The sequence below is a fragment of the Bacillus sp. NPDC077411 genome (assembly GCF_044543425.1).
Lineage (GTDB): Bacteria > Bacillota > Bacilli > Bacillales > Bacillaceae_G > Bacillus_A > Bacillus_A bruguierae.
Genome location: NZ_JBITWA010000021.1, coordinates 37,161 through 64,083 on the forward strand (window position 1 = coordinate 37,161; position 26,923 = coordinate 64,083).

General features: G+C 33.1%; 27 protein-coding genes and 3 pseudogenes. 10 read left to right on the forward strand and 20 right to left on the reverse strand.

The genetic code is table 11. The features are described 5' to 3' along the window. Positions 1 to 490: 490 nt before the first annotated feature. Complete coding sequence (locus ACIGHG_RS20865; protein WP_026591505.1) at positions 491 to 703, forward strand: alpha/beta-type small acid-soluble spore protein; 213 nt, start codon at positions 491 to 493, stop codon at positions 701 to 703. Positions 704 to 1,042: 339 nt separating this feature from the next. Further along, positions 1,043 to 1,558 (forward strand): DUF3231 family protein, encoded by a 516-nt coding sequence (locus ACIGHG_RS20870; protein ID WP_336474382.1) that lies wholly within the window; start codon positions 1,043 to 1,045, stop codon positions 1,556 to 1,558. Positions 1,559 to 1,584: 26 nt separating this feature from the next. Here the strand turns inward: ACIGHG_RS20870 and ACIGHG_RS20875 are convergent, their stop codons facing one another. Beyond that, complete coding sequence (locus tag ACIGHG_RS20875; protein WP_090911333.1) at positions 1,585 to 2,079, reverse strand: YndM family protein; 495 nt, start codon at positions 2,077 to 2,079, stop codon at positions 1,585 to 1,587. A 278-nt stretch (positions 2,080 to 2,357) separates the two neighbouring features. Between ACIGHG_RS20875 and ACIGHG_RS20880 the strand changes: the two genes are divergently transcribed. Both ACIGHG_RS20880 and ACIGHG_RS20885 read left to right on the forward strand, forming a co-directional pair. Next, positions 2,358 to 2,570 carry an alpha/beta-type small acid-soluble spore protein gene (locus tag ACIGHG_RS20880; RefSeq protein WP_336474347.1) on the forward strand — a complete coding sequence of 71 codons (213 nt, stop codon included), beginning with the start codon at positions 2,358 to 2,360 and terminating at the stop codon, positions 2,568 to 2,570. 427 nt (positions 2,571 to 2,997) lie between these two features. After that, positions 2,998 to 3,819, forward strand: a complete 822-nt coding sequence (locus ACIGHG_RS20885; RefSeq protein ID WP_396550350.1) for an alpha/beta fold hydrolase — start codon at positions 2,998 to 3,000, stop codon at positions 3,817 to 3,819. 119 nt (positions 3,820 to 3,938) lie between these two features. Here the strand turns inward: ACIGHG_RS20885 and ACIGHG_RS20890 are convergent, their stop codons facing one another. After that, on the reverse strand, positions 3,939 to 4,064 hold the full coding sequence (locus ACIGHG_RS20890) for a hypothetical protein (RefSeq protein ID WP_396550386.1): 126 nt from the start codon (positions 4,062 to 4,064) through the stop codon (positions 3,939 to 3,941). A 109-nt stretch (positions 4,065 to 4,173) separates the two neighbouring features. Between ACIGHG_RS20890 and ACIGHG_RS20895 the strand changes: the two are divergent. Further along, positions 4,174 to 4,510: pseudogene (locus tag ACIGHG_RS20895) on the forward strand (tyrosine-type recombinase/integrase); the annotation flags it as partial. Between the two features lie 66 nt (positions 4,511 to 4,576). On the opposite strand, the gene ACIGHG_RS20900 reads toward ACIGHG_RS20895, so the two are convergent. The 9 genes and pseudogenes from ACIGHG_RS20900 to ACIGHG_RS20940 all read right to left on the reverse strand — a co-directional run bounded on the left by ACIGHG_RS20900 (position 4,577) and on the right by ACIGHG_RS20940 (position 10,772). Beyond that, a complete protein-coding gene (locus ACIGHG_RS20900) occupies positions 4,577 to 5,023 on the reverse strand; it encodes a hypothetical protein (RefSeq protein ID WP_336474345.1) in 447 nt (148 codons plus the stop codon). Positions 5,024 to 5,034: 11 nt separating this feature from the next. After that, positions 5,035 to 5,454, reverse strand: a complete 420-nt coding sequence (locus ACIGHG_RS20905) for a hypothetical protein (protein WP_090911342.1) — start codon at positions 5,452 to 5,454, stop codon at positions 5,035 to 5,037. 60 nt (positions 5,455 to 5,514) lie between these two features. Beyond that, complete coding sequence (locus ACIGHG_RS20910) at positions 5,515 to 6,222, reverse strand: DNA alkylation repair protein (protein WP_336474343.1); 708 nt, start codon at positions 6,220 to 6,222, stop codon at positions 5,515 to 5,517. A gap of 252 nt (positions 6,223 to 6,474) precedes the next feature. Beyond that, entirely contained in the window at positions 6,475 to 6,948 is a 474-nt protein-coding gene (locus ACIGHG_RS20915; protein WP_396550383.1) for an SMI1/KNR4 family protein, read from the reverse strand. A gap of 411 nt (positions 6,949 to 7,359) precedes the next feature. Then, the gene (locus ACIGHG_RS20920; protein WP_396550353.1) at positions 7,360 to 7,884 is read right to left on the reverse strand and encodes a hypothetical protein; all 525 of its coding nucleotides are present in this window, start codon (positions 7,882 to 7,884) and stop codon (positions 7,360 to 7,362) included. 40 nt (positions 7,885 to 7,924) lie between these two features. Continuing rightward, positions 7,925 to 8,126, reverse strand: a pseudogene (locus ACIGHG_RS20925) (IS4 family transposase); the annotation flags it as partial. Positions 8,127 to 8,340: 214 nt separating this feature from the next. Continuing rightward, positions 8,341 to 8,913, reverse strand: coding sequence for an HAD-IA family hydrolase (locus ACIGHG_RS20930; RefSeq protein ID WP_396550355.1), 573 nt, complete (start codon positions 8,911 to 8,913; stop codon positions 8,341 to 8,343). Positions 8,914 to 9,153: 240 nt separating this feature from the next. Then, entirely contained in the window at positions 9,154 to 10,311 is a 1,158-nt protein-coding gene (locus ACIGHG_RS20935) for a macrolide family glycosyltransferase (protein ID WP_396550357.1), read from the reverse strand. 20 nt (positions 10,312 to 10,331) lie between these two features. After that, complete coding sequence (locus tag ACIGHG_RS20940; RefSeq protein ID WP_336474339.1) at positions 10,332 to 10,772, reverse strand: helix-turn-helix domain-containing protein; 441 nt, start codon at positions 10,770 to 10,772, stop codon at positions 10,332 to 10,334. A gap of 401 nt (positions 10,773 to 11,173) precedes the next feature. On the opposite strand from ACIGHG_RS20940, the gene ACIGHG_RS20945 reads away from it, so the two are divergent. Together ACIGHG_RS20945 and ycaC are read left to right on the forward strand one after the other, a co-directional pair. Beyond that, the gene (locus ACIGHG_RS20945; RefSeq protein WP_396550359.1) at positions 11,174 to 11,734 is read left to right on the forward strand and encodes an NADPH-dependent FMN reductase; all 561 of its coding nucleotides are present in this window, start codon (positions 11,174 to 11,176) and stop codon (positions 11,732 to 11,734) included. Between the two features lie 192 nt (positions 11,735 to 11,926). Further along, the gene (gene ycaC / locus ACIGHG_RS20950; protein WP_396550361.1) at positions 11,927 to 12,562 is read left to right on the forward strand and encodes an isochorismate family cysteine hydrolase YcaC; all 636 of its coding nucleotides are present in this window, start codon (positions 11,927 to 11,929) and stop codon (positions 12,560 to 12,562) included. An 829-nt stretch (positions 12,563 to 13,391) separates the two neighbouring features. Here ycaC and ACIGHG_RS20955 read toward each other — a convergent pair. Further along, a complete protein-coding gene (locus tag ACIGHG_RS20955) occupies positions 13,392 to 13,886 on the reverse strand; it encodes an Imm6 family immunity protein (protein ID WP_336474336.1) in 495 nt (164 codons plus the stop codon). A gap of 511 nt (positions 13,887 to 14,397) precedes the next feature. Between ACIGHG_RS20955 and ACIGHG_RS20960 the strand changes: the two genes are divergently transcribed. Beyond that, positions 14,398 to 15,285, forward strand: a complete 888-nt coding sequence (locus ACIGHG_RS20960) for an SDR family oxidoreductase (RefSeq protein ID WP_396550364.1) — start codon at positions 14,398 to 14,400, stop codon at positions 15,283 to 15,285. A gap of 220 nt (positions 15,286 to 15,505) precedes the next feature. Here the strand turns inward: ACIGHG_RS20960 and ACIGHG_RS20965 are convergent, their stop codons facing one another. From ACIGHG_RS20965 to ACIGHG_RS20975, 3 genes are all read right to left on the reverse strand, one after another. Beyond that, positions 15,506 to 15,937, reverse strand: a complete 432-nt coding sequence (locus tag ACIGHG_RS20965) for an SMI1/KNR4 family protein (protein ID WP_336474334.1) — start codon at positions 15,935 to 15,937, stop codon at positions 15,506 to 15,508. Positions 15,938 to 16,778: 841 nt separating this feature from the next. Beyond that, on the reverse strand, positions 16,779 to 19,103 hold the full coding sequence (locus ACIGHG_RS20970) for an ABC transporter permease (RefSeq protein ID WP_396550366.1): 2,325 nt from the start codon (positions 19,101 to 19,103) through the stop codon (positions 16,779 to 16,781). A gap of 2 nt (positions 19,104 to 19,105) precedes the next feature. Beyond that, complete coding sequence (locus ACIGHG_RS20975) at positions 19,106 to 19,810, reverse strand: ABC transporter ATP-binding protein (RefSeq protein ID WP_396550368.1); 705 nt, start codon at positions 19,808 to 19,810, stop codon at positions 19,106 to 19,108. 1,018 nt (positions 19,811 to 20,828) lie between these two features. On the opposite strand from ACIGHG_RS20975, the gene ACIGHG_RS20980 reads away from it, so the two are divergent. Then, positions 20,829 to 21,164, forward strand: coding sequence for a hypothetical protein (locus tag ACIGHG_RS20980; protein ID WP_336474330.1), 336 nt, complete (start codon positions 20,829 to 20,831; stop codon positions 21,162 to 21,164). Between the two features lie 232 nt (positions 21,165 to 21,396). Here ACIGHG_RS20980 and ACIGHG_RS20985 read toward each other — a convergent pair whose 3' ends face one another. Together ACIGHG_RS20985 and ACIGHG_RS20990 are read right to left on the reverse strand one after the other, a co-directional pair. Then, entirely contained in the window at positions 21,397 to 21,861 is a 465-nt protein-coding gene (locus tag ACIGHG_RS20985; protein WP_396550370.1) for an NUDIX domain-containing protein, read from the reverse strand. A 362-nt stretch (positions 21,862 to 22,223) separates the two neighbouring features. Then, positions 22,224 to 22,895, reverse strand: coding sequence for a hypothetical protein (locus tag ACIGHG_RS20990; protein ID WP_396550372.1), 672 nt, complete (start codon positions 22,893 to 22,895; stop codon positions 22,224 to 22,226). A gap of 563 nt (positions 22,896 to 23,458) precedes the next feature. On the opposite strand from ACIGHG_RS20990, the gene ACIGHG_RS20995 reads away from it, so the two are divergent. After that, on the forward strand, positions 23,459 to 24,202 hold the full coding sequence (locus tag ACIGHG_RS20995) for an amidohydrolase family protein (protein ID WP_396550374.1): 744 nt from the start codon (positions 23,459 to 23,461) through the stop codon (positions 24,200 to 24,202). Between the two features lie 122 nt (positions 24,203 to 24,324). Here the strand turns inward: ACIGHG_RS20995 and ACIGHG_RS21000 are convergent. The 3 genes and pseudogenes from ACIGHG_RS21000 to ACIGHG_RS21010 form a co-directional block, all read right to left on the reverse strand. Beyond that, positions 24,325 to 24,519: pseudogene (locus ACIGHG_RS21000) on the reverse strand (IS4 family transposase); the annotation flags it as partial. A 262-nt stretch (positions 24,520 to 24,781) separates the two neighbouring features. Continuing rightward, positions 24,782 to 26,314, reverse strand: a complete 1,533-nt coding sequence (locus tag ACIGHG_RS21005) for an alpha/beta hydrolase (RefSeq protein ID WP_396550376.1) — start codon at positions 26,312 to 26,314, stop codon at positions 24,782 to 24,784. Between the two features lie 477 nt (positions 26,315 to 26,791). After that, on the reverse strand, positions 26,792 to 26,923 hold a 132-nt coding region (locus tag ACIGHG_RS21010), incomplete at its 5' end, for a CocE/NonD family hydrolase C-terminal non-catalytic domain-containing protein (RefSeq protein WP_396548288.1).

A 26,923-nucleotide genomic window follows, 5' to 3' on the forward strand; every position in this document is an offset into this window, starting at 1 on the left:
GTTGTTGATTTGTTTGTGTAGTCATTAAATCTACTTGTAACTGTTCTTGTATATTAGTTTTTGAGATAGTAAATTCTTTAAGTCTTGGCAATGTTTCATAGACATGTTCACATCTTGTTGTAATAAACTTTGTAGAGCTGGATCTTGTGCTACGCCAGCCATAACAGCTGATTTTGTCATACATACATTTTTAAAGGTTAACATTTCATGCAACTCACTTCATGAACACCTTTTGTATTAGATCCTATTTACTTATCACTCCTTTTCCATATGAATTCAAGCAAGAGAAAAGGAAGAATAACACAATCATTTCAAACAAACCTTGTTATGAAAAGATGTTAAAACAGTTCCCCTTTTTGGCTCCTCCATCCATATTTTAAGTAGAACAATAAAACTTATACTCAAATTCAGATGCAACAAAATACCATAAAAAGGAATACTTGTTTTTCTGTGGTTCGTAGCATATTAAAAACATAGGAGGTGATACAATATGGCAAACAATAAAAGCGGAAATCGTAATGAATTATTGGTTCAAGGAGCTGAAAGTGCACTTGATCAAATGAAATATGAAATCGCGCAAGAGTTTGGTGTACAACTTGGTGCAGATACAACAGCTCGTGCAAACGGTTCTGTTGGTGGTGAAATCACTAAACGTTTAGTAGCAATGGCTGAACAACAACTTGGTGGTGGATTTACTCGTTAACTTCACCTAAAAGTGGAAAAGCTTAGGGTGAGCGATATGGTTGATTATTGGAAACATAGCAAGTTACAGTAGTTAACATATCTATTTTTCCCATGTGGTTTAAAATAATCTCTCATAATGAATACATTTGTATTCACAGATTGTTGATTATTTTAAATAATAATCTTTGAGTATTTTATCAAAAAATTTCCTTTCTAGATTACAAACACATATCTTGTGGGGAAGGTGTTTCCCATGAATATTAAAAAGTCTTTTACAGGAACAAATATACTTAAAAATTTATTTTCAATATTGAAAAGCATACTAACTATGATATTTACAAAAGGGAGGCATCTTAAAATGGGTGTATTAAGTGGAAATCCTCAAAATGAGCCTTTGCATTATGGAGAAGTATTTGATATTTGGAGTTATCTTCTTGCAACACAAGGGGCTGTTGCTGGACATCAAGTATTTATGAATCACACGGGTGATGAAGATTTAAAAAAGTTCTTAGAAAACCTAATTGAGAATGATATGACTTCTGAAATAGAGGAACTAAAAACTCTTTTAAAGGTAAATGGAGTGGCTTTACCGCCAGCACCTCCAGAAAGACCAGTTGCGTCTATTGAAGATATTCCTCCTGGGGCACGCATCAATGATGCTGAAATTGCAGCAGCAGTTTCTGCAGGTCTAGCGGCAGGATTAGTAACTTGTAGTCAAGTAATGGGAAAATGTCTTCGAGAAGATGTAGGAATGCTTTTTGGACAATTCCATATGAAAAAAGCACAAGCTGGGGTAACTTTACTACGTCTAAGTAAGAAAAAAGGCTGGGTAGTTCCTCCGCCATTACATGTTAAAAATACTGAACAAGCTTAATAAAAAAGTGGCTAAAAGCCACTTTTTTATTTCGTTTTATTCTTTATCTCGTTTTCCTTTTGCATGGATCTTACTTTTTCTATTTCAGAACGGTTTAAATATTCATGTGAGATCTCCATAGCATATCTATCATGATGTATGTTAGTTGATTCTCGTGAATCATTGTTTTCATATAAAACCGCTTTTTTCATATAAATGTGAAAAAATACTTCTATCACACCGATAAGAAGCGCCGACCAAAATGAAGATGCAACAATATTACGAGCGAAATTGTTGTCTGTAAGAAGATAAGTTAACACCCAAATTCCTAAGAAACTTAACCCAAAATCTGCAATTGTAGCAACCATATTCCCATACTTAGGTAGAACAAATAAATCTCCTATTAAGTAGGCCGATCCTGTAATTAGTAATGAAATCAGTAATATTCTAGGGATCGAGATGTTCTGGAATATACCTAATATCATCAATAATACGGCACTGATAGCGGTATATTTAATTAATAATGCCACAATATGTTTCATAAATGATTCTCCTATCTTTTAATTTTCATGTAGAAATAGTACTTTTCAATAAAAACAGGTTGCACTTTCATAAAGCACAACCCGTTTCATCATGTTCAGGAGGTTTACTCACTACATGATACCCATATGGCAAAAAAATTTTTGCTCTCCTACACAATACTATTTTGTGAAATATAAGTATGAATTATGTGTTAAAACAATAAAAATCAATACCCAAAAAGGACTATATATTTCCGAATGCTTTTTTACATATTAAAGAGTGAAGGAGGTGACATAACATGTTAAACAATAACAGTGGAAGCAGCAATCAATTGTTAGTACGTGGGGCTGAACAAACTCTTGATCAAATGAAATATGAAATCGCACAAGAATTTGGTGTGCAACTTGGTGCAGACGCAACAGCTCGTGCAAATGGATCTGTTGGTGGAGAAATTACAAAACGTCTAGTATCATTAGCTGAACAACAACTTGGCGGTGGAGTTACTCGTTAACTTGATATAGTAATGGATATTATGGAGAGATAAATCATCTTTCCCTTTTTGCATATAATTAGTATATATGAATAATAAAAAGAATTGAAACTATAATTTGGGTGTTTTTACCCATCCTTCCGAAAAGGGAGAATAAGCTTTATTTCACTAACGCCCCCTTTAGTTTAAGTACAATCTTTTCTCATATAATATGTATCGCCTATATCATTCAAAAATTATAATGAATCCCACAGTAGCAATTTCATTGTTGCATTGAGATATGGTGAGTTTGTTTCTTAGTTAATTTCTGCATTTTATATAATTCGTCAATCATATAAAGTAAAGAAGTCTAGCGATTTATGAATATAGCCATAGTTAAAAGTAATAAAAATTGGAAAACCTTATTAAAAATTTCACAATGAATAAGAAGAAAGGAGTAAGTTTATCAATGATTGTAGTAAAGAATGGAACATTGCAAGTACCTGGAGCAAGCATCTACTATGAAGTACGTGGAAATGGCCCTGTACTTCTTTTCATTCATGGCGGTGGTGGTGACGCTGACAAATTCCTTAGTGTTGCTGACCATCTTGCTGATCGGTATACCGTTGTTACTTACGATCGCCGGGGCCATTCCCGCAGTAATCTCGCCAATCGAACTGAAGATTACTCCGTGGAAACACACAGTGACGACGCTCATCGCCTCATAGCCAAATTGACCGATGAACCGGCGTACGTATTCGGAAGCAGTTCCGGTGCTGTCATCGGACTTAATCTATGTATACACCATCCGGAGCAAGTAAAGCTACTGATCCCTCATGAACCAGTCTTATTGCAACTTTTATTCGGCGAGGAGCAGATGCAGGCTAGAAAATTTATGGAAGACCTTAAGAAGAATCATCGAAGTGAGGTCGTAAAGTTATTATCAAATTTAGGAGTGGACACTAATAATCCCGAGTACTCAAAGGATGTGCAAACAAAGCGTATTTTCAGTAATTCAATGTATTTCGTCGAGTATGAAATCCCAGGAATTCTTAATCATTCGCTTGATATCAATGCTTTGAAGACTGCATTAAAATCTTCATCAATGCAGGTACTTCCAGCTGGTGGAAGTGCCTCACGGGATTTTTTCGCTTATCACTGCGCAGTCGCATTAACAGAACAAATTGGAACAGAGATCGTGGAGTTTCCCGGACATCATGGAGGCTATAATACAAGTCATTATAAAGAATTTGCTGAGAAGTTACACAAGATTTGTTCTTCACATTTATAAGGGCAAACAGAAAACTAGCACATTTCATTTTGCTAGTTTTCTATTTATTTCAGGGCTACAATTCATCAGAGTCATAACAACTCAACTATAGTTGAGCTTAATCATAATAAAAACGCAACCTATGCGTTTGAATCGTAAACGTAATACCATTCTCCCTCATACTGAACCCAGCCTTCATTCGTATACATTGCACCGGATGCTCCTAATAAGTAAAGTCCATTCCCATCATCGTCGAGCTTATACAAAAATTTTTGAATATGTAAGACGAAAAAAGATGTAGATTATTCTACATCTTTTCTTATTTATAAGACTCTTAGTTTAATATCTCTTATACCGAATGCATTGCATACTTCACATGGAAAAGGCGATAAGGAAAGAGAAGTGTACTTCAATACTCGCTGCTCCTTGTGGCCGAAAAGATACTTAGACGAACGGGACGATGAGGATTGCTGCTTGTTTATCACCGAAAGAAGACCCAAAAGACGCATGAGTATTGACCTTATGAGATATACCATTAAACGTATATCAAGTCGCGCAGGACTTAAAAAGAGTATTCATCCACATCAATTACGGCATAGTTATGCGACTCACATGATTAACAACGGAGCACTTCTTGAAGTAATCCGTTGTTAATCATGAAAAGAGTGAAACCACAAAAATATATGCGCAGCTAAGTGGATTGTTAGAATAAAAAATAACTAAGTAATATAGAATCTAAAAATATACTACTTAACTAGTGTATATTTTTATAGATTTGTCAATATAGTTGACTAAAGAAGTCTAAAACTACTGAAAAGTACCCCACTGTGACAAGGAATGACAGTATTAAGAATACATTTCTTTTTGTTTTATTAAAAGTATTCTTATCCACTTTATAGTTTAACTCAAATGAGAAAAATACTAAAAGAACGATGTTTGTTACAAAACTCACATACATAGGTGTTACTTGAGATAATCCGTACATAAAGCTTAAAATCAATGTAACTGTTACTTGAATAATAATACCTTTAAATAATAAGTATCTTACTGCATTTAAAAGACCTATATCTTCTATCTTAATGTCTTTCTTTATCATCTTCTTAATTATAGCTATTAATAAGTCTTTCTTAATAAAGTAAAGAACCACCATTAGAAAAATAGCTAGTTGTAATGCAATTATTATATAGTTCATCAGTGAAGCATACGAAGTCATATCGTTATCCATAAGTCCACCCCCTAAATACTTTTAATAAGTTTTATTTCCTCAATAAAGAATAATACTAAGTGCATAGCGTTTATTACAAACCATAACATGAAATTTGAGTTCTTTACAGTCTTCAACTGATTTGACTTTGTATCAGACAATTCTATCTTTAAAGACGTTAATATAATAGTGTTAGACATAAAACCTAACAATATAAATCCGAATAAAGGTAAGTTTGTTATAGTACCTATTACCATAATTCCTATGTATACTATAGTTAACTTCTTAATATACTGTTTATCTTCTTTTAACTTCTCTATATCTTTACTTTTAAACCAGTCTCTTGCTATTCTTACAAAGACAATACTTTGAAATACCAGTACAATTATATTTACAAAGATAAGAAACAAAGTTTCGACATGATTTTCAATTAAGTTCCCTATACCGTTCATTTCGTCTGTACCCCTTTTATTTATGTAATATTGACTTTAGTACTTGAAAGTAGCTAATTTTTAACACCTTACATATTTACGTTTGAAACCAATCCTCCCTCTATCAATTTCTTTATGAATACTTTCGTAAGCATTTAGGAAACTACTTTTTTTCTTGTCCCGTTTTACTTCTACTGTACCTACTTCCTTTGCAGTCTCGACTGCCTTTTCATGTAGCGGCAAATATGAAATCCCCACAGTGTATAGAAAATTATTCATAGCAGATTTCGTTCGTTCTGGCGAATCATGAATCGTATTTTTCACAATTTCAAGCATATTGGAAATCTTACTTTCGGAAAATTCATTGTCTAGGCGATTACCTAAAAGCCAACAGTAGCAACTCCAGCCCGCTGACATTCTCAGCTCGTCACCGCTTGCAATCCATTTATCAGCAACGTCTTGTGCAAAATCTGACTCTGATAAAGTTACTGCCACCACAAAATCAGACAGCATATAAAAATACGCCCCATCCATCCAACGATCAAAATCCGACTCACTCATAGCTTTTGGGTTTGCAATAATGCCTGCAAAGTACATTGCATCGTAGTTACCTGTGGAATAAAGCTCTTCAGCTAAACGTTGATTTATTTTTATTTTCTTTGCGATTGGTTTCATAGCACCTGTAGCGACGCCAAAAAGCGGCTCGTGCGCACCATTGGATATGTACATTTTTTTAGTTCGTTCCTTACTGAGGGCTTCAAGCTCCTGCATAACTGTTTCGAAATCCATAGTTTTGCACTTCCTTCCTTAATATTAAGACCCTTTTAATTATAACCAACTAGTTTATACTCTTTATCAAGTCTTCCATACTTCTCAATTTTACCATTAATCTTATTCAAGTCTGATTTGTTTCTATATTTTTAATACAAGCCTTGACATATAGCACATACTCTTTAAAACAATCAGTAAATTTGGCAGCTAATGTGTCACAGTGATACCGACTTGTGACACAGCCCTTTTATTTTCGCTATCTTAATTTATTTAAAAACTCTCTGAAAATTTTTCTACTAAAAATGTATAAAAGTTTTTATATTCTCTTATTCCCTCTTCTTCATCTTGCTCCCAGTCAATAACCGGACACTCATTTTCCTCTAATCGTGAAGTATCAAGACAATACACATTAGCCCCATAGTTCTGTATTACAACGAACCCCATTGGTAAGCCGTATTTCCTCCATTCTTCAGTTTCTCTTACACAAGTTGGAACCTCATGGAGTCCACCTCCGAAAATCTCCATCCCAGCAACTCCTCCAGTTCCATATTCCCGCAAAAACCATTTATAACTTTCTGGTAAATCTACATTAAGCCCCTTCTCAATATTTTTGATTTGACTATCTTTTAAAGCCCCAACAAAAAACTTTTTTGGAGCATTCTTTATTATTTCGATAACTTCCTCTTTACTCATTAGTACCATCCTCCCACATATATCAAAATTCTTAAGAAAAAGCCCATTCATAAGAATCAACTTTTATTCTCATACAATTTTCCAATTATCGCTGCACTTTCTGAGGATTTAATATCCCCCAAATGACTTAACAACTAACTTCCTTAAGTATAAAATTAACTTTGTTACACTATATAAATTCCTCTATATTTTACTTTAGTTCCAACACTTTTACATCAAATCCCAGTTTTATGAATCAAATACTTTTTTAGTTCACATTCTCTCCATTCATAAATTGGTGTTTTTAGTAATCCTTCCGTTCTTTACTCCATTTTGAAAAAAGATTGATTAAAATGAAGTCTTTTCTTGCTAATTGGTATAAAAATTTTATAAAAAAGTTCGATTGTTTTGTTATCCGTTATTTCACTAACGTCCCCGTTACGTTAAGTACGTTTCTTCACAATCTTAATAGTCGTAATAATTCTAATCATATATTCCCCATTCAAACAAAAAGTAATGGTTATCAGATTGTCCAAATATGTAATCATAAATATACCCTTTTTGTACTTGTATTGTTTCAATATGATTTAATCTAATTAAAAGTTCTTTAACAACTGATTCTGGTGCATTCACATCAGCTAGATCCCTTTTAAATCTACTTACAAAATCATCTTTGTTTACTAACTCTATGCAAGCACATACTCTTGTATAATATGCATTAATCCAGATATCTTTTAGTGCTGTTATCCATTGTTCATCTGAAGGATCTGGCTCATCACTAATATCCCATTCCTCTCCATCGAACAACTCCTTTTTAAATAGTGCAGAAAATGCCTCTTGAATATTATTAAATTGACCTTTTCTAGCGAATATTAAGTCTACTTGCATTGCATATTCATCTTTAAATTCATACACATCAAATAATAAATTTGACAATCTTACGTTTGCAATTTGTCTGGCAAATAAATTGAGATCGTCAAACAATTCTTGAATCTCTTTATTCATCATAACCCCCACCCTTCTTCCTAAAGTTCTGATATTTTGATTATTAATGTTTAACTAATCTGCGTCGTTGATTCAATAAGAAAAATGAAGTATAAGTAATTCCGTTTAAACTTTTTTCAATACGGTTTTTCTCATATTGATGAGATTTCCGCCCATTCTTCTGTAGGAGGTGGAACAGGCAGATTAGAATCTTGTTATTTCTTTGGTTTTTGCTGTATAACTTGATACAACAGATGTAAATGATCTTAAGTCGAGAAATTCATAAAAAACGTTATCCTTTCTAATCTAGTTTGTTTAGAAAGGATAACGTTTTTTGTATTTAAGGGTATTAAAGTCTCTTAAGTTGATAGGCATGTAAGGTGACCCCTAATTTAAAAATCCTTAAAAATTATGTTGATAATCAAAAAATAAGAAAGGCGAGATTCAATCCTTTTACAGTAGTTATTATTAACTGAACACTCATTTCACTAATGGAATATCCGTATTAAAAAATTCCGAGTAGTCTTGTAAATGATAATCAGCTACATCACATTGACTTTGAAACATGCACGTTGCAATTCCTAATTCTTTTGCAGGTAATAAATCTAATTCTCTGTCTCCAATAACCAGATCGATTCCGTGTTTTATGTGCAAATGAATGTATGCTAATGAATTAGGTTTACGAGGGAAACCATCGTCAATCGTAACCATATCCACAAAGTATTTATCCCATCCATAGTATTTTAAGATGGCTAAAACTCCGTCCCTATGCTTGTGTGTCATAATTACATTTTTATTTGCAAATTTTAAGATTTCTTCTACACCATCAAATGGTTTCATATCTTTTGGAGATAATGTTTTCTTTAATCTTTTTATCTCTTCTTCTTGATTGCTGGAAATGTTATAGTAATTAATTGCATGCGAATACGAGATTTTTAGCTTTTCATAGATTTCCAGTTTATCTACTGCTTCTCCCAACACCAAAGAGAGTATGTTTGTATATGCAGGATACGTATCAAACAATGTTCCATCAAAATCCCATAAAATATTCAAGTAGACCACCCTTTTATAATTATATTAATAGCTTTTGGTTTTACCATAGATAATATTTTTGATATCATCTATGCATAAATATGTATATAACTCATGGAAAAGGTACCTTGTAGCAGGGGTACCTTTTCTTTATTATAAAAAAGTTTTATCATTTCTGTAATCCTTATTCAATTAAAGCACCCGATTGTTGTTGTTTTATTCCAATACGATAGTCTGTTTTCATAAAGAATTATCAGGCCATTAAGATTTCTCCCCAATTTTAGTCACAATCACATTAGATGCTTCTACTGCACCACCAGCATTCCGAAAGATTTCTGACAGCTTCTGCGCATTTTCCTGATATGTCCGATTCGCCAACACCTCAGCTACCGCTGTTGCCAAATGTTTTGGCTTCTTCCCTTTCAGTTTTAATCCTGCACCCAGTTTGGAAACCCGATCAGCCACTAATTTTTGTTCGCTATGTTGCGGAAATAAAACCATTGGAACTCCAAAATACAGGCTTTCACTCGCACTATTCATGCCGCAATGGGTAATAAATACATCTGCTGTCTGTAGTACCGATATCTGATCCACGAAGTTTTTCACTGTGAAATTTCCTGGTATGTTACCAAGAGAAGAAATTTCAGTTTTTTCACCAACTGACATTACAACATTATAGTCCGTATTTGCAAATGCTTGGATAAGTTTTTGGTAAAAATCCTGGTTTTGATTAAGTATAGTTCCAAGGGAAATGTAGATTACTTTTCTATCTTTTTTATTATTCTGTACCGGCAAAGAGTGCCTGATGGATGGTCCGACAAAAGCATAACGCTCAGAAAAGGTATCCGCCATCGGCTGGAATTCTTTCGAAGTGTAAACAATGGTGTCTGTTTCATTATCATTTTGAACCATCGATACAAAATTCTCTATTTCATATCCATGTTCCCTTAACAACTGAATTTTTTTGTTTATTCGTGGCAAGCCCACGATCATTCTCCATAGTTCCGTGAAACTCCGCTTCAACAGTTTTGCCGTATACTGATTAAAAGCAAAGGAAGTAGTCGAACAAATATATGGGATTCCTAGTTTCTTGGCAAATAATTTTCCCCAAAAGCATAAAGAATCGAATACAATGCAATCCGGCTGAATTTCCTTTAATTCCTTACATACCTTTTCGTCCAAAGAAATGGTCGTATCAGCAACCATTTCAATCAATGCCGCAAAATCTTTGCCACTCTTACGATCCAATTCTTTTTGTGACAGCTGGGGCAAGAATTCATCACAAGCAATAAATGTAGCACCAGCGCCTTCTATTTTCTCTTGAAATTCTAGAAAGGAATAATACCAAACTTGATGCCCTCTATTTACTAACTCAGTTACCACCGGAATGGTCGGATTGGTATGACCATGTGCGGGCATCGAAAAAAATATGATTTTTCTCATTCTGCCTCATCTTCCATCGGTTCAGCTTTTCGGATCATCTCTACAAATTCTATGAAATTCTCACTTTTTAAGAAAGCAATTCCTTTTGTCGCATCTTCTCCCAAAACAACCAGCTTATCACCAGCTTGAATCTGATACATTTTGCGTGCTTCTTTTGGAATCACAATTTGCCCCCGATCTCCTACCTTCACAACACCAAAGAACTGCTTCCCCTTGGGACCGAGCTGATTTGCCTCTTTTTCACTCATATCACGGGATAATTGATCTAAGGTTACTTGAAAAATATCAGAGAGTATCTTGCATTTAAAAATATCGGGCAAGGCTTCCTCGTTTTCCCACTTTGCTACGGTCTGTCGCGATACATTTACCTTCTCAGCCAATTGTTCCTGACTCATTTTATTCTTTTTACGCAAAATACGAATATTCATACCAATCATGTTTTTCATCTCCTTATACGTTTAAATATATAAAAGGTATAAGGTAAAATCCACCAACAGTTTGCCACATTTTTTGTTAAAAATTGTGGCAATGTACACATACATTTGGTACAGCTTGCCAAGCGAAAAGCTCAGAAAATGGACAGGTCACTTCTTCAAAAAAAGGTCGTATGCACTTTATCTGTAGTTGAGGGTGAAAAATACCCAACTGTATATTTTGCAAGGTTGAAGGTTGCTCCCGCAAAAAAGGAGAAACTAATTATCTTTGTTGAGAAATAAATTCATCACTTACTAATAAAAGGAAAATAATTGTACAATGGACTTGTACGTATTCTATTATAGGAGTGATGAAATAGGACATAGTATCTTGAAAGGTGAGTGCAAACAAGGAGGAAATCTGTATGCCCAAAACCATTGGCCTTATTTGTGGAAGTTTACGAGAAAATTCTTATAATCGAATCATTGCCCAATCATTGACAGATATGAGTAATACTGCTCAATTTCGCTGGATCGAAATAAACAATCTTCCCTTGTTTAACGAAGATTTAGAAATTGGCGGTGCTCTAGAAACAATAACATCATTTAAATCCGCTATTCAGGGCGTTGACGGTATCATTATCGTAAGTCCAGAGTACAATTCTGGAATTCCAGGCGCACTAAAAAATGCACTGGACTGGGCATCAAGACCTCGGGAGTCCTCCGTTCTTAGTGGAAAACCGGTTGGCTTAATCGGAGCAACTCCTGGGGGATTAGGGACTGTCTTTGCTCAAATGCAAATCAGACAAATACTAGAAGCCATGCAAGCTCATGTCCTCCCATTTCAAAAAGTATTGATTTCGCAAGTACATGAAAAGATTGACTCCGATCAGAAAGTGCTTACTGACGAAAAAACAAAACAATATCTTCAGCGTTATTTACAACAATTTATTCATTGGATCGACCACACTCCTGTTCTAGATTAACTAAAGAATACCGCATTAAGTATTTTTTTATGATGATTTTTCATTGTTAAAAATACCGTTGACACTTTATAGATAAACCAATGTCAACAATCCATTTAATCATAAACGAATTGTAACAAACAAAGGAGTTTAACATAAATCTCCCGCTATATGAACTTTCTTCTATTACATGAATTAAAGGAGGATTATAAAATGTCTGATCTCTATTCTCGTCTTTCCAAAAATGATGCCGCCGTTCTTCTAGTGGATCATCAAACTGGTCTTATTTCCGGCCTAGTGCGTGACTATGGTGTTGATGAATTCAAGAACAATGTTTTGGCTCTTGCTAATACCGCTAAGTTTTTTGATTTACCAGTTATTTTAACAACAAGCTTTGAAGACGGACCTAATGGCCCACTAATGCAAGAATTGGTTGAACTCCTTCCTGGTGCGCCAAAAATAGCTCGGCCTGGACAAATTAACGCATGGGATAATGAAGAATTTGTTAAAGCCATTGAAGCAACAGGTAAAAAACAACTAATTATTGCAGGAGTTGTTACTGATGTTTGTGTTGCGTTCCCAGCACTATCTGCTGTAAACGCGGGGTATGAGGTGTTCGTTGTAACCGATGCATCAGGAACTTTTAGTAAACAAGTTGCAGATGCTGCCCTTATGCGTATGGCTCATGGAGGGGTCCAATTAATGAATTGGTTTAGCGTTGCAGCAGAATTACAGCGTGACTGGCGAAATGACGTTGAAGGCTTTGGAGCCTTACTTGCTAAATATCTTCCTAGTTATCAAAATATCATCGGAAGCTATAGGGGAGCTCAAAGAGAGCTTAGCAAGTAAAATAACTTAATATGAATTTATCAAAAACGCTTTAAAACCAAATCTCCACCATACTTAGATATATATAGTATGGTGGAGATTTCCTCATTATATAAATTTGTTCTGTTTCAAGAAAAAATAGGGTCCTGCCGTATACCCATCAAGCTAATATTTTGATACATTCCCTATAACTAAATTTCACCTTTTTACAGCTATTCATGAGAATTCTGCTCATTTTTTCGTTTTAAGAAACAATTAATTTCTTAAGTTGATAGATGTGTGGCGAGACCTCTTAATTGTCTTTTCCACTACTAAAATATTCATATTGTATGGAAAATGATTAGACTATTTACTGATTACCAATAAAAATTATATAAACAACAAAAATACCTTTCAGGGGGGCGGGTCATCCACTGACTCATTGTCTTACTCTCTTAATGCTTACTTCATTCTACTTACCGTTGATAACTATTCAGTACTAAAATTTTAAAAAGGAATTTGCTTATACATTAGAAGATTAATTATAACAACTTAGTACCATCTATGTTGGAATTAGTTGATCATTTGTGTTTGTTAATCCGTAAACCCAAGAACTGTTGCTATCTATTACGCATATAGATAAAACAATTGTGTTAAGAGAATTCGCAACAGTCCTTGCTAGAAGATTTATCCCCACCTATAATAGTTGCGTCTCCCTTTAAATCATCAATTATATCCAAGATATTCCTTGAAATTTTATATCGAATTTGAAACATATTCTACCTTCTTTTTACTTAATACCAATTTATAAAGTGAAACTTCCATCAGTGGAGAGTTTTTTTATCTCCCGTTAATGCGGGATAAACTACTTCTAAACTTCTTTATTTATGCATTTAAAATCATTAACACTAATAATGTTATCACTCCGTAATAATTTCTCTACTCGTTCAATCTCATTAACTGCGTCTAAAACACATTGCTTAAAGCAATTAAGAAAATGAATTACTAAATTATCATCAACTAACTCTATTGGCTCTGGAAAGTATTTAACATTCTGATTTTCAAAAGCTTTACGGCAAGTATAAGCAACTGCATCAATAATACAATTCCACGCTTCTATATCTCTATCATTTCCAGACATTTCTTGGATAATTGTTATTCCTTTTTCTTCATCATCTAAAACATCATATAATTCTTCTCCAATACTGTGTTTATTCACTAACCACTCCCAACAAATATTAATACTATTTCTACTGATAACTTTGTCTTCATTTTGAGAAAAAATTGGAATAACTTTTTCTGATAAACCTAGAAAAAATATTACTTTCTTATTCTCATTTAAAGCATTAAATTGTTTTAAATTCATAATTCCCTCCACTTACTCAATATATTTACCATCTCTAATGGCAAACTTGACCTAACTAGCAAAAGTGGTGCCAAGTTTCTTTATTATGGTTACACTATGTTCATTTATTTTAAAGTTTTTATTTTTTGCTTCCCTATTATTTCTTTTACTCGAAGTAGCTCTAATAAATTGAATAAAATGGAATTTGATAATATCAATAATACAAAAAACTGGAAGGAAAAAACAAACAGTTACGGAAGCAATTGAAAATAACATACGCAGAGGTATATAAAAAGTTATAGCGTTAATCTAATTGTTTCATTATTGGATATTAACATTAGTATAGATAGTTTGTGAAAAATTGTACTTAAACTAAAAGACAAATTAGTATAATAACGATGTTGTACATTTATCCTTCACTTTTAACAGGTATTAGGCTGTACGCATTACTAAATGATTAAATTAAGAGGGATGAACTAAACTCCCTTTCTAGGCATAAGTTAACAAAGAAGACCTTGAGAGGAGAAGAAAAATGAAACAACAACAATACGTAATAAGAACAGAAAAGATACCTGTTCAGTTCCCTCCTCAACATCAGCCATTTCATCCAGGGTTTGAATACTTAATGGTACCAAGACCTATTTCAGAAAGCAGCACCTATAGAGCAGCAGGCAAATTGCAGGGAAAAGTAGCAATTATTTCAGGCGGAGATAGTGGGATTGGAAGAGCAGTTGCATATGCATTTGCTAAGGAAGGAGCAAATATTGTTATTGCATATTTAAATGAGCATATTGATGCATTAGAAACGAAACAGCGTGTTGAGCAACTAGGACAACGTTGTCTTGTTATTGCTGGAGATTTAGGACAAGAAAAAACAAGTCATCAAGTGGTCCAGCAAACCTTATATGCGTTTGGTAAAGTAGATATTATTGTAAATAACTGTGCAGAATCTTTCCCGAAAGAACGAATAACGGAAATTACCGGTGAGCAACTTCTACGAGTTTTTCAGTCCAATGTTTTTTCTTTTTTTTATTTAACGAAGGCCGCTTTACCTTATTTAAAACAAGGGAGTTCGATTATAAATACGGGGTCAGCATCCGCATATGAAGGACAGCAGGGAAATCTTGATTACGCTACATCAAAGGGGGCCGTTATTACATTTACTCGATCACTAGCCCTTGACTTAATTAATGATGGAATTCGTGTAAATGGTGTTTCACCAGGGCCAATTTGGACACCAATCATACCTTCCAGTTTTCCAGCTGAACAAATGATGAGTTTTGGATATGGGACACCAATGAGGCGAGCCGGTCAGCCGTATGAACTTGCCCCAGCATATGTGTACTTAGCCAGTAATGATTCAAGTTATGTCACTGGTCAAATAATCCATGTCAATGGAGGGATGAGAACGAGCAGTTAAAGACACCAAAAAAGGATGATAAAAGCTGTTTCCTAATTGAACAAACCCTCCACCCTCTTAAATACCTCAAAGAGAAATTTCACCTTACGGGCACACTTCTGTGTAGTTTACCAAAGAGGGTCTCCCTTTTCAATGAGACTACGCTTTCGAACTGTAATTATTCCAACTCTTCTGCTTGACATTAAGATTTTTCATCATTCTTTATAGCTTACATATCTCCTTAATAAGGTAATATCTTCTCTACTCCTACATTCTTAGTCAATAAATCATTAATTGATGGTGCTACAAATACAGTCTCGTCAACATCTAAATCATTAAAGTCAACTATATATAATCCAAACTCATTTTTTCCATTAAAATATATTAACGTTCTACCACCTTCATCATCACCAATTGCAAGAGAGTTCGGAATATACTTTTGAATAAAATAAGCTTCATTCAATTCTACACAACCCGAAGCTCCCCAAATACGAATATACATTTCATTACCTATATTAATTTCTATGTCTGAACCTACACGGATTATATCTATATATTCCATAGGTATATCTATTGTTGAAAATTCTTGAAGTGCTTTCATTTCTTCTTCTGTAGATGGAGCTCTACTAGCATCAATCCTATACATGCTGCTCATATTAGCTAATACATTCATTAAAAATCAAATTCCCCCTTTTGCTTCAATTATCTTACTAGCCTCGCGATCTCACTTACCTGAACCACTATTCCCTTTCCGCACCGCAAGTGAAGCCTTAAGCTCCTTAAGCTCATCATTTATTTTTCATCGTAATAATAATTTAACCACATATTCCCATACCCCTTTTTCTCTATTGGAGCTAATCCTTCAGGTCTCATTTTCTTCTTGCTGGAACCTTGTCTTGATTTCGCGTATCAACAACCCTATTTGCAATTTCATCAATTAAGGTGCCTTGTATTTCATTTCCTATTATCCTCTTGTAACCGGCTAAAATCTACATGATACTTACGGTTTCTTTTACAGCTATTCATAAGCTCATGTCATTTGCCATACTTAGCTGTTTTTCATGCTCGGTTATTTTGTTAGTATTCATAAAAAGCACGTCACTCCCTCTTATTAATATAAGAGAATAGTAACGTGCTTCTAACTTTAAAAATAGCCTAAAGGCTTAAGTTGATAGATGTGTGGTGCTACCCCATCTAGATGTGTAAACAGAATTTGCTGCAGCGTTCCTGCAATTAGGCCTGTGCCTCTCAATCAGTTGAATAGAATTACAGCTTCTACTCGCGTCAGCGGCTGATTCGAACAGAACGCTCTATCCGCATATCATTTCATGTATCCCTTCTCGCTCACAGTTGCGCTTCTTCCTTCTGCTCAATGTTCAACCGTAGCAGAGAAACGAGCTGATTACAACGTGTTACTAAGCTTTTTCCATTTGACAATTATGGTCATCATTTCGGAGCGGGTTATTTTCGCGCTAGGGTGAAACCGCCCATTTTTGTCCATTTCCTTAAGGAATTTATTCTATACTTTTTAATGATTCGATCATATTTATTTTGGTAACTTTTCTCTTAAGTAGTAAGTTAGATACAATGGTAAGTAAGAACGCAAGAATAATAGAAACTAACATGATAAAAATATTTAATTTATCTGGTATTTGTTGATGGGTACTAGACAGAGCCTTTACAACAATTGTATAAACATAGCCACTTATCGGTAAAGCTACAATTACCGCAAATGTGGTTAGTATAATGTTTTCAAAAAATATTAATCTGTTTATTTTATTTTTTTGATAGCCTAATACTTTAAGTGTTGCAAGCTCACGATTCCTTTCATAAATGTTTATGGAAGATATTGTATATATGGCGCCAAAGGAGAGTATGACGGCACAAGTGATAAACAATATGAATACAAAACTGTTTTGTTTCAAAATATATTGAGCTGATTTCTTTAGATCATTCTTATCTGCAATTGTATTTACATGATGATCTTGTTCAAAGAAGTTACGAACGTTTGTAAGATCTGTAGAGTTATTAGCTTCAACTAAAAGTGAGGTTGGGATGTAGTCTATGCCAAAGTTCTTTAAATAAGCTGGTGTGCTATAAAACGACGGATTCGAATACTGTGTAGATATATTTAAAACCTTCATATCTACAGATTTATTTTTAAGCTCTGGTGCTGTGAACTTTATTTTGATTATATCCCCTTCTGAAATATGATATTTGTCAGCATAAGATTTTGGTACCAGCACACCATTATTTTCTAAAGATATCTTATTGTTATGTTCGTCAAAGAAATGGATGAGATTGTTTTCTTTTTCAGTAATAACTAAAGTGGCATTTTCTTTTTCATCATCTTTTATGAATTCAACAGGAAAAGTGGATAAAAAATAACTATTTTTAATACCGGAGGGTAGTTTTATCGTATCAGAAGATGTCCCCATCGTATAATCGACTCTTAAATCATAGGTATAAACATCTTCAATTTGGTTAGCTACTTTTAGCAAGGCTGCTTGAGTGCCAAAAGCAGTTATCAATAAAACAGTGCTTACAACAACACCAATTGAGCTCGCCAAAGCTTTTTGTTTATTTAAAAATATATTTCTCAAAATAAGTTTATAACTGTAGGAAATACGACCCCATAGACCCGGAACTCTTTCTATAAATAGCTTTTTCATCTTCTTTGGCGGTTTAGGGCGCATAGCCTGAGCCGCACGTTCTTTTAATATGGTTCTACCACTTAAATAACATGACAGGAGTCCGAAAGCACTAGAGAAAATAATGGGAGGAATGATGGAATAAAGAGAAAGTGGGTATTTAATGTTAGGAAGAGAATAGGCCCTTGCACTAGACTCAGTTATTAATGGAACAAATACGACAGCAGCAATAACACATCCTATAATTGAGCCTATTATGGCTACCAGCACAGGATACCCCATATAATGAAGCATGATATTTCTGTTTTTTATACCTAAAGCCTTCATAATTCCTACTTGATTTCTTTGAGAATCTATAATTCTCGACATTGTAAGAAATAATATAGTGGCTTCAATCAAAAAAAGAATTAAAGGTATAACTTTACTCATTAAATCATTATTATATATCGTTTGACTTATTTTAGAATAATTGAAAGTCCGTTCTTTACTTACTTGGTCCAAATAAGTTAGTTGTTTGGATTGTATTTCAATTGATTTACCTAATTTGTCAATGTCGTACCCTTCTTTAGCATCAATAATGATTTCATTATAGTAAAAGCCGTCTACAATTTCAGGTATTGTCTCTTCGGCAATATAAGCTACTCCATAGGTTTTATGATCTTGTATTTCGTTCTTTTTTGTATATTCAACATTCTCACCCAATCCGCTAATTGTAAACTCAAAATTTCTTTCATTCGTACTTATACTGATTTGATCACCGACACGATAATGATGTTCTTTTGCATAACGAGAATCTAATAAGATTTCATCTTTCTTTGACGGGATACTCCCCTCAATCATAGTAGGCGTATTTATTCCATTCTTTACAGGGATCGAATGAATTTTTAAGGAAGTTTTGTAATTTTCAAAGGCTTGCTTGGCATCAAAGGTATAACGTCCTTCTATTTTATTTATGCCTTCAATTCCGCTTAAACTAGCTACATCATATTTGGAAAGTTGACTGTAATACACATTTAGGTCACTTAAATTATGTTCTTTAAAGTAAGCCTTAGTATACGCACTCAAATTATTGCTATAAGTTACTAGACCCGCATAGAAAAAAGAACCTACTGCGATAACCAAAACTAAGGTTATAAATTGCCCTATAGATTGTTTAATATCCCTTAATAATTTTAAAAATAATTTCATGTTTACCACTCAATCCCTTCAACACTTTGTTTTTCATCATTAATCGTAACGCTTTCTATCATTCCGCTTTTAACCTTAATAATTTTATCAGCCATAGGAGCAATTGCAGAATTATGTGTGACCAAAACGACACATTTTTTCGTTTCCTTGTTCAAATCTTGAAGAAGTTTTAATACAGACTTACCTGTAACATAATCCAAAGCTCCGGTTGGTTCATCACAAAGTAAAAGTAAAGGATTTTTTGCAACAGCTCTAGCTATAGCAACTCTTTGTTGTTCTCCCCCAGAGAGTTGGGAAGGGAAGTTCTTGATACGATTCTTTAATCCGACTTTATGTAAAATATCTTTAGCATCTAGATGGTTTTTACATACTTCAGTGGCAAATTCAACATTTTCTAGAGCGTTTAAATTTGGAATTAAGTTATAGAATTGAAATACAAAGCCAACTTTCTCACCACGATATTCTGTTAACTTTTTTTCGTTGAATCTTGTTATTTCTTGATCACCAACAAACACTTGACCTGAGGTAGCCGTATCCATTCCGCCAAGTATATTCAAAATCGTACTTTTACCGGCACCGCTTGCACCCAAAATAACGACGAATTCTCCCTCAAATATGGAAAAATCAACACCATCAAGGGCCTTGATTGACACTTCTCCTATTTTGTATTCTTTCGTTACTTTTTTGAATTCGATTAACTTTTTCACGTATTACATCTCCTCGTATAGTATTTTTGTAAACGTAAAACAATTCCAAAACAAATAACTTTTTCCATATATTTTAGAGTTACTATTTGTCTGCTTCATTTTTTTCGGTATTCTGCATCTAGACGGTAAAGCCTTCAAGGCTTCATCAAGTTTACGTCTGGCATGCGCCTAACTTCCCACAATAGTAACATCCAGTACTTGATAATAACCACTATATCCACCTACCTGTAAATGAGCTTGAAGTGATTCAATTGTGGGTTGGTTTGAATGTGCGAATGTTGTTTTCATAGATAAATCCATTCAATAAAATTATCCAAATTCCTTTTACAATAGCCGCTAGTCATCAATTGATTTACGTAAATCTGTTGCCCATTGTGCAAGATATACTTTTTCAATCACGATCTCTGATATCATTGTTGCTTCACCACCTGCATCACTTGTAGGAGCACTTGCGGAGTAAAAATTACCTTTTTCTATACTAAATAACTATTCTGGAAATACTGGATGGAAATGAGTAATGTTACCTTCTTCATCAAGGTAACTGATAAGCTGTAGTCCTATCAACTGTTCTGTTGACAATAGTTCCATTCTTCATTATTTCTTTACCCAGCTTAATGATCTCTTAATTTAAAATTCCCCTTAAGTTATGAACTATGTTACAAATAGGCTCAGTACCAGCGTTGCTGTAACCAGGGGCAAAGTAACAAACGTTTTCATTTTGTATTAATTTTCTCAATATGGATATTGTTATTATTCTGGTTTTAATGTTAATAGTTTACAGTTAATACAATATGATACAAATATGATGGTTATCATCCTTTTGTTTATCCTTGTGTGAAAAATAGAATTGAATTCTTTGGTCTACTTTGGACTATAGGGCATGTCTGTTAAAGTATAAAAACTATTATTGTACCTAGTAAGAGTTCTTCCCTAATGCATACCAAGCAATCTATAACATCATTATAGACATGAGGAGATTTTCTGTAGGCATTACAAATTTATTAATAGGAGGAGACATATGTTTAAAAAAGTGTTATTTTCCGTTTTCTCACTTGCAATATCTGGATCTATTTTATTTTCTAATCAAACAGTAACATATGCAGATTTTTATCAAGTAAAAAAGGAGTTGAATATGTATTCTATACCAACAATAAGCAGTGAAAAAGAAATAATTCCAGCTGGAAATACCATTTCCCTATACTGCTACGTAAATAGTGAGAATTACATGGGAAGTAAGGTTTGGGCCTATGCTGATGATAATGGTTATGGTGGTCATCAAGATTATGGTTATATTCCTGATTATTTTCTTAGAATAGGTTCATCAAGTCCACTCATCGGGTATTGCAATTTTTAATATACAGGAGTAATTGGTTCTGATGTAACTATATGAGGGAGACGAAAACGATTCAAAGTATGAGGGGCCACTCTGGGATGTAAGTACAAATCAAAAAAGAAAATTGTACGTTATCAAGACCTGAATTATAAAAAGTTTTGAAAAATAAAGGATAACACATATTATACATGACTATTATGTGCTATCCTCTCTCATTTTATTAAACTAAAACCCATTAGTAGAATAAAAAAGTTTAGTTTCTGTTTGAATCATCAATTTCTAAATTTAATGAACTCTCCCACCAAACGTCTTTTCTTCCGTTTAAGTAATTTTTAATTAGTTTCCTAAATGGATAAGGTTGTAAATTCTTATCATACAAATCTTTTCCATCACACCAAAAAAACTTAAGATGTGATTCGCTAGACTTCAAATTATTTGGTAATTCATTACCATCAACCTCAAATACTTGATTTATTTCGCAATGTAATTCTCCATTTTTCTCCCATTTGTGTTCAACTAATCCAAGAAATTTATTTACTGTACATCTAATTCCTAATTCTTCTTGAATCTCTCTTATCAATGCATCTTTTGCACTCTCCCCAAATTCAATGTGACCGCCTGGTAAAAAAGTATTTGCATACCCTCTGGCTTGTGCAAGTAATATTTTATTATCTTTTATAAAGATTCCCCTTGCTAAATGATGAAATGGTTTTTGCAAAGTTTTTTCCTCCTACCATTTATTTTTTTATACACGCTTGTAAATTCAGACTAGCTTTCAATTCGGAATATTCTTCTTTTGCTAGCTCTTTAATTTTAATAAATTGAAGTTCTTCCTCAGAATTAAAACCCATCTCAATTCTGTTTATTTTAACTATAGTTTTAGTTTTGTTTACTGAACCTAATAAAATAGTTATATCACATTCCCCAAGGCACACATTAAATTCAGCCTTATAATCAAAGATATTTTTGCACTTGTATTTAAACTTTCAAATTTCTTTATTTTTCATTCCACTATTAATTAATATATACCTTAAACGCTAATTTACCATTCACCTTGGCTGCACTTATTTTATAAGTAATTTATCGTACCGATGACATATATTGGTTATATAAGTTAGAACATTCTTTCATACAATCCAAATATATATTTCTGATTTCCTCATTTGGACATAATTTTAGATAACCTTCATTTTCTAATATAGAAATAATAGGTTTCATTTCATAATAATATCCATTATTTTCCTCTTGTGTTAAAAGATTTTTATAGCCTTCCAATATTTTAATATAATTATTGTCTATCAAACGATAGTTACATTTTGCTAACTCTGAATAATAAAACTTATTAATTTCCCCTGACATATATTTAGAAAAAGATTTTTCGTCATTTCCTAAATAGGCAGAACTGGCTTGAGAGTAGTAACGATATCTACCATCTCTATAAAACGTTTTGAAGATTCGGAATTTATGCCATTTTATTACTTCTTCATACCGAAATCCTAATGCGTTATAATCATTTGAAATCATAACAGGTCTATGTTTCAATACGTAATCGAAAATAGCAACGTTCAATTCACTTACATCAAGATGGGTAATCGAAGCCCAACAAATATAATTGTTATCCATTCTCCCTATCATACACACTTCTTTATCAGGGCTAACATAAATGTCAAAAGAAACTTCTTTATCATCTATTTTATAATTAGGTTTCATACAATTATTTCGATTAACTAAATTATATTCTTCCACATCCAATACCTAAACCTTCCTTCGATTTAATCAATATCAATATTGATTATTAACAATATTTGTATCTTACACTCTAACATAAATTGAGATAAACATGTTTCACAACCTTCTTGAAAAATTTTTGACCAATCAAGATTTAATTCAGTAAATTCTTTTCAACCTAAAATAATCTCTTTATAGTAGATAGAGTTTTATTTTTTTAATCTCAGCTTCATCAACCGCAGGAAATAATTCGAAAATCGATAATTTTTGAAACTCTATCATTTAAATCCTCCTAATTCATTAAAATATTTATACGCTTCTCTACTTTCTATTTTATAGGTCAAGAGTTTAAAAAACTAAAATCTACATATTCCAACAGAGCGGTTCATTTTTAAAATTTTAACCAACAAAATTATTAATACTCATAAACACTACCCATCAAATTCTAACTCTTTCTTAATATCTTTTCCATGTTTATCCTATTTTAATTAGATATACTTATAAGTTGTAATAATTAATAACGAATTTATTTCTGACAAAAAGTAGGCTATGCTTTATTTATAAATTCGTTTGAATGGAGTAAACCTATGAAAATATTTGACACACATTTACATATTATTGATCCAAAATTTCCATTGTACGAAAATCAAGGATATATGCCAGATCCATTTACGTCTGAAAATTATTTACAAACTGTCAGCAATTTAAATGTAATTGGTGGGGCAATTGTCTCTGGTTCCTTTCAAAAGTTTGATCAAACTTACTTAGTAAATGCATTACAAACATTAGGAAAGAACTTTGTTGGTGTCACACAGCTACCCTATGATACATCAGATGATGAAATCATTAAATTAAATGAGAAAGGTGTTAGGGCACTTCGTTTTAATGTAAATCGAGGTGGTTCAGAGGATATATCACGTTTAGACAATTTTGCTAGAAGAGTATATGAATTAGTAAATTGGCACACAGAACTTTATATCAATTCAAATGCCTTACCAGAGATAACTAATATATTAGAAAAACTGCCAAAAGTATCAATTGATCATCTAGGTTTATCAAAAGAAGGTCTCCCTAATTTATTAACTTTAGTAGAGAAAGGTATTCGAGTAAAAGCTACTGGATTTGGAAGGATTGACTTTGATGCTGCTGAAGCAATGAAAGCAATTTATTCGATTAATCCTGATGCGTTAATGTTTGGAACTGACCTACCTTCAACAAGGGCAAAGATACCGTTCCAATATTCAGATATAGAGTTGATTAAAAATAACTTTGAAGAAGAAGCCGTAAAAAAAATTCTTTATAAAAATGCCTTTGATTGGTATCTAGAATAAGGGAGCGAAAGTTGAATAAATAGGTTTCATATTTTTATAATCTATTTCTGGTTTTATTAACATTTCTAAATTTTTTACGATCGGTTGATTTTGAATATGTTTTCCCATCTTAAGCCTAATATTAAATGAGTTAAAGAAGTCGTTGCAACATTTTGACTCATCCCTACACATAAAGCGACTAAATCTTTTGCTTAGTACTTACTGGTTCGTTGCACAAAACCATTATCTCTAGAAAGAGCTCGTAAGATATTTTGGGATAAAAATTTTTGAATTTCTTGAGCAAATAGTTGTAACTCATCAGATACAGAAATAGACATACAAAAACGCCATCCTTTCCTATGATTCTACAGAAAGAATAGCGTATTTTTTCATTTTAGGGGGGATTTGTATATACTTTCAAATATTAAATCAATAGGCATGGATGATGCCCCCAGATATGAGAATCTAAAGTATTTGAATAAGAAGCTTTACCCCGTTCGTTATAGTTATTTACATTATAAATATAATTATATATATCTTATTAAAAATGATTCTACCTTAAGAACTGAAAATAGCTATTAAAAAATATGTTTGCTAATTTTATTTCGATTTCCCTTGCACCCAAGTAGCAATATCATTTATAACATACTCAGGGATATTAGCAGGACTATAATATTCATCCGGTTTACTTAACTCCCCATCTCCTTCTGTAAAGAAATGATTTAACTTTGGATATAGTCGAAAATCAACGTTATCTCGCTCTTTTAATTGTTCTTTCCAAAAAGGAATTTCAATTTTTGATTGAACTTGATAGTCTCTTTCTCCTTGAAGAATAAGAAGCGGTGTTTTTTGTTCCTTTGACATTTCTGCTGCTTTAATTTTACGGATAGAATCCCAATATACTGGTGATCCTAAATAAAAATCCTTTGGAGGATTCTGACTAGAGAAATTAGGGTCATTTAATAATTCAAATTGCGATTTGTAAAATTTATATTCTTCTGGTTTCATTGCTCCAATAGAAAGGCGATACTCCAATTGATCTAAAACAGAGTCTGTGAATGCACGGGCCGCTCCTCCCATCACAATTGCCCCAGCAATATTTTGATTTTGGTCTTTTTCAATCATATTCGGAATCATCATTCCACCTTGACTATGGCCAAGAATATAAATTTGATTCCTATCTACCATAGGTTCATTTTGAAGGAAATGAGTCACAAGAAGAGCATCATCTGTTGTCTCTTTATCAACTGTATAAAAAGGACTAAGTTCTGTTTTCAATCCATGTTCATAGGTTCGTTTATTATAGCGAAGGACAGCAATTCCTTTCGAGGCAAGACCTTCAGCTAAATCGCGAAATGGTTTTAAAGCATATGCTGTTTCATCCTGATCGGCTGCTCCAGATGCATGAACAAGAATAACTGCTGGGAAAGGACCCTTTCCTTTCGGAACAGATAATGTTCCTGGTAATGGAAATGCACCACTTCCAACTACTACTTCTTTATCAACAAATGATTCAGGCTTACTATATGATGGCCGATCTGCAACAGGACTAAACGACATACTGAGTTGAAAATCATCTATTTTTCCAGATGGATCTAGTTTAATTAGTAACGGTACAGTAGATTGTTCAAAAACTAATTTAATCTCTACATTTGTATGAACGGAATTTGTCTCTTTTTGTGTAATCTCTCCAATTTCTATAAAAGAACCTGCTTGTAATTGAGCAGGAAGTTCTTTCCAATAGCTATTCAGCCATTTTTCGGATATTATTTTCTGTAATGATCGAGAAGTTAAATTAAATGCAGATTTATAATCTTCAGTATGCATATAACGGATAAATGAAAGAGTAGTAGATATAAAAGGATTTTCATCGTCAGTATTGTCTATTTTTTTTATATTTTTGTTGGTTTCCTTTAATGTCGATATAAATTGGTAATTGAACAGATTATTATATGTATCTTGATATAAATTTGTTTTCAATATATCCGTATTCCGTCCCTCATACAAACATGAAGAACTCATGAAATTTTTAGGTGAAATTACTTCCTCCGCAAATGAAACTGAAGGAATAGTTATCGCACAAATTGCACTGACAAGTAATAACTTATTCCCTATTCTTTTTTTCGTTTTCATTTTTATTGATTTTCCTTTCAAAATTAAATTTTTTAGTACAGCATGCTAAGTACTATAAGAAAGAAATTTCTTCAAAAAGATTAATACTCTACTTTACGGTCCCACCTAACAGGTTAAAAAGCTATTATAAATAGACTTCAATAAAAAATGCCTCTTCCCTCTTTTTTTATCACTGGATTTTTTAAGTGGTATGGAAGGACCACGCTGAATCATATGTAACTGACCAAAAGAACTTTCTATTCCAAAAGAAAAAATTACCTCATTGGATGCTTTAATTGTTCTCTCTATAATTCATTTAGATAATACTTCACCATGATGTGATACTACCCCATGCGCATCAATTAGGATAAAAGAAAGAGATTCTTTTTAAGTAATGACATCACTTAACATTCTCTCACGTAGCGTTTCAAGAGAAACTGTCGCATTTAGATTGACAAACTGTCATAGAAAAAAGCCTCCACATTCGGAGGCTTTTTTCTATTTTACAATTGGTAATGTTACTTCACTTAATTTCACTGTAAGTTTCGTCCCTGCTTTTGGACGAATCGTATAGTCATAGTCACTTGCAATTAATACGACTCCTATTTGATGGCCGGCTTGAAATACATA

What these genes read in the sequence shown, in the direction of transcription:
- ACIGHG_RS20865 (WP_026591505.1), top strand. Translation starts at nt 491, where the DNA reads ATGGCAAACAATAAAAGCGGAAATCGTAATGAATTATTGGTTCAAGGA.
- ACIGHG_RS20870 (WP_336474382.1), top strand. Translation starts at nt 1,043, where the DNA reads ATGGGTGTATTAAGTGGAAATCCTCAAAATGAGCCTTTGCATTATGGA.
- ACIGHG_RS20875 (WP_090911333.1), bottom strand. Translation starts at nt 2,079, where the DNA reads ATGAAACATATTGTGGCATTATTAATTAAATATACCGCTATCAGTGCC.
- ACIGHG_RS20880 (WP_336474347.1), top strand. Translation starts at nt 2,358, where the DNA reads ATGTTAAACAATAACAGTGGAAGCAGCAATCAATTGTTAGTACGTGGG.
- ACIGHG_RS20885 (WP_396550350.1), top strand. Translation starts at nt 2,998, where the DNA reads ATGATTGTAGTAAAGAATGGAACATTGCAAGTACCTGGAGCAAGCATC.
- ACIGHG_RS20900 (WP_336474345.1), bottom strand. Translation starts at nt 5,023, where the DNA reads ATGGATAACGATATGACTTCGTATGCTTCACTGATGAACTATATAATA.
- ACIGHG_RS20905 (WP_090911342.1), bottom strand. Translation starts at nt 5,454, where the DNA reads ATGAACGGTATAGGGAACTTAATTGAAAATCATGTCGAAACTTTGTTT.
- ACIGHG_RS20910 (WP_336474343.1), bottom strand. Translation starts at nt 6,222, where the DNA reads ATGGATTTCGAAACAGTTATGCAGGAGCTTGAAGCCCTCAGTAAGGAA.
- ACIGHG_RS20915 (WP_396550383.1), bottom strand. Translation starts at nt 6,948, where the DNA reads ATGAATGGGCTTTTTCTTAAGAATTTTGATATATGTGGGAGGATGGTA.
- ACIGHG_RS20920 (WP_396550353.1), bottom strand. Translation starts at nt 7,884, where the DNA reads ATGATGAATAAAGAGATTCAAGAATTGTTTGACGATCTCAATTTATTT.
- ACIGHG_RS20935 (WP_396550357.1), bottom strand. Translation starts at nt 10,311, where the DNA reads ATGCCCGCACATGGTCATACCAATCCGACCATTCCGGTGGTAACTGAG.
- ACIGHG_RS20940 (WP_336474339.1), bottom strand. Translation starts at nt 10,772, where the DNA reads ATGATTGGTATGAATATTCGTATTTTGCGTAAAAAGAATAAAATGAGT.
- ACIGHG_RS20945 (WP_396550359.1), top strand. Translation starts at nt 11,174, where the DNA reads ATGCCCAAAACCATTGGCCTTATTTGTGGAAGTTTACGAGAAAATTCT.
- ycaC (WP_396550361.1), top strand. Translation starts at nt 11,927, where the DNA reads ATGTCTGATCTCTATTCTCGTCTTTCCAAAAATGATGCCGCCGTTCTT.
- ACIGHG_RS20955 (WP_336474336.1), bottom strand. Translation starts at nt 13,886, where the DNA reads ATGAATTTAAAACAATTTAATGCTTTAAATGAGAATAAGAAAGTAATA.
- ACIGHG_RS20960 (WP_396550364.1), top strand. Translation starts at nt 14,398, where the DNA reads ATGAAACAACAACAATACGTAATAAGAACAGAAAAGATACCTGTTCAG.
- ACIGHG_RS20965 (WP_336474334.1), bottom strand. Translation starts at nt 15,937, where the DNA reads ATGAATGTATTAGCTAATATGAGCAGCATGTATAGGATTGATGCTAGT.
- ACIGHG_RS20970 (WP_396550366.1), bottom strand. Translation starts at nt 19,103, where the DNA reads ATGAAATTATTTTTAAAATTATTAAGGGATATTAAACAATCTATAGGG.
- ACIGHG_RS20980 (WP_336474330.1), top strand. Translation starts at nt 20,829, where the DNA reads ATGTTTAAAAAAGTGTTATTTTCCGTTTTCTCACTTGCAATATCTGGA.
- ACIGHG_RS20995 (WP_396550374.1), top strand. Translation starts at nt 23,459, where the DNA reads ATGAAAATATTTGACACACATTTACATATTATTGATCCAAAATTTCCA.
- ACIGHG_RS21005 (WP_396550376.1), bottom strand. Translation starts at nt 26,314, where the DNA reads ATGAAAACGAAAAAAAGAATAGGGAATAAGTTATTACTTGTCAGTGCA.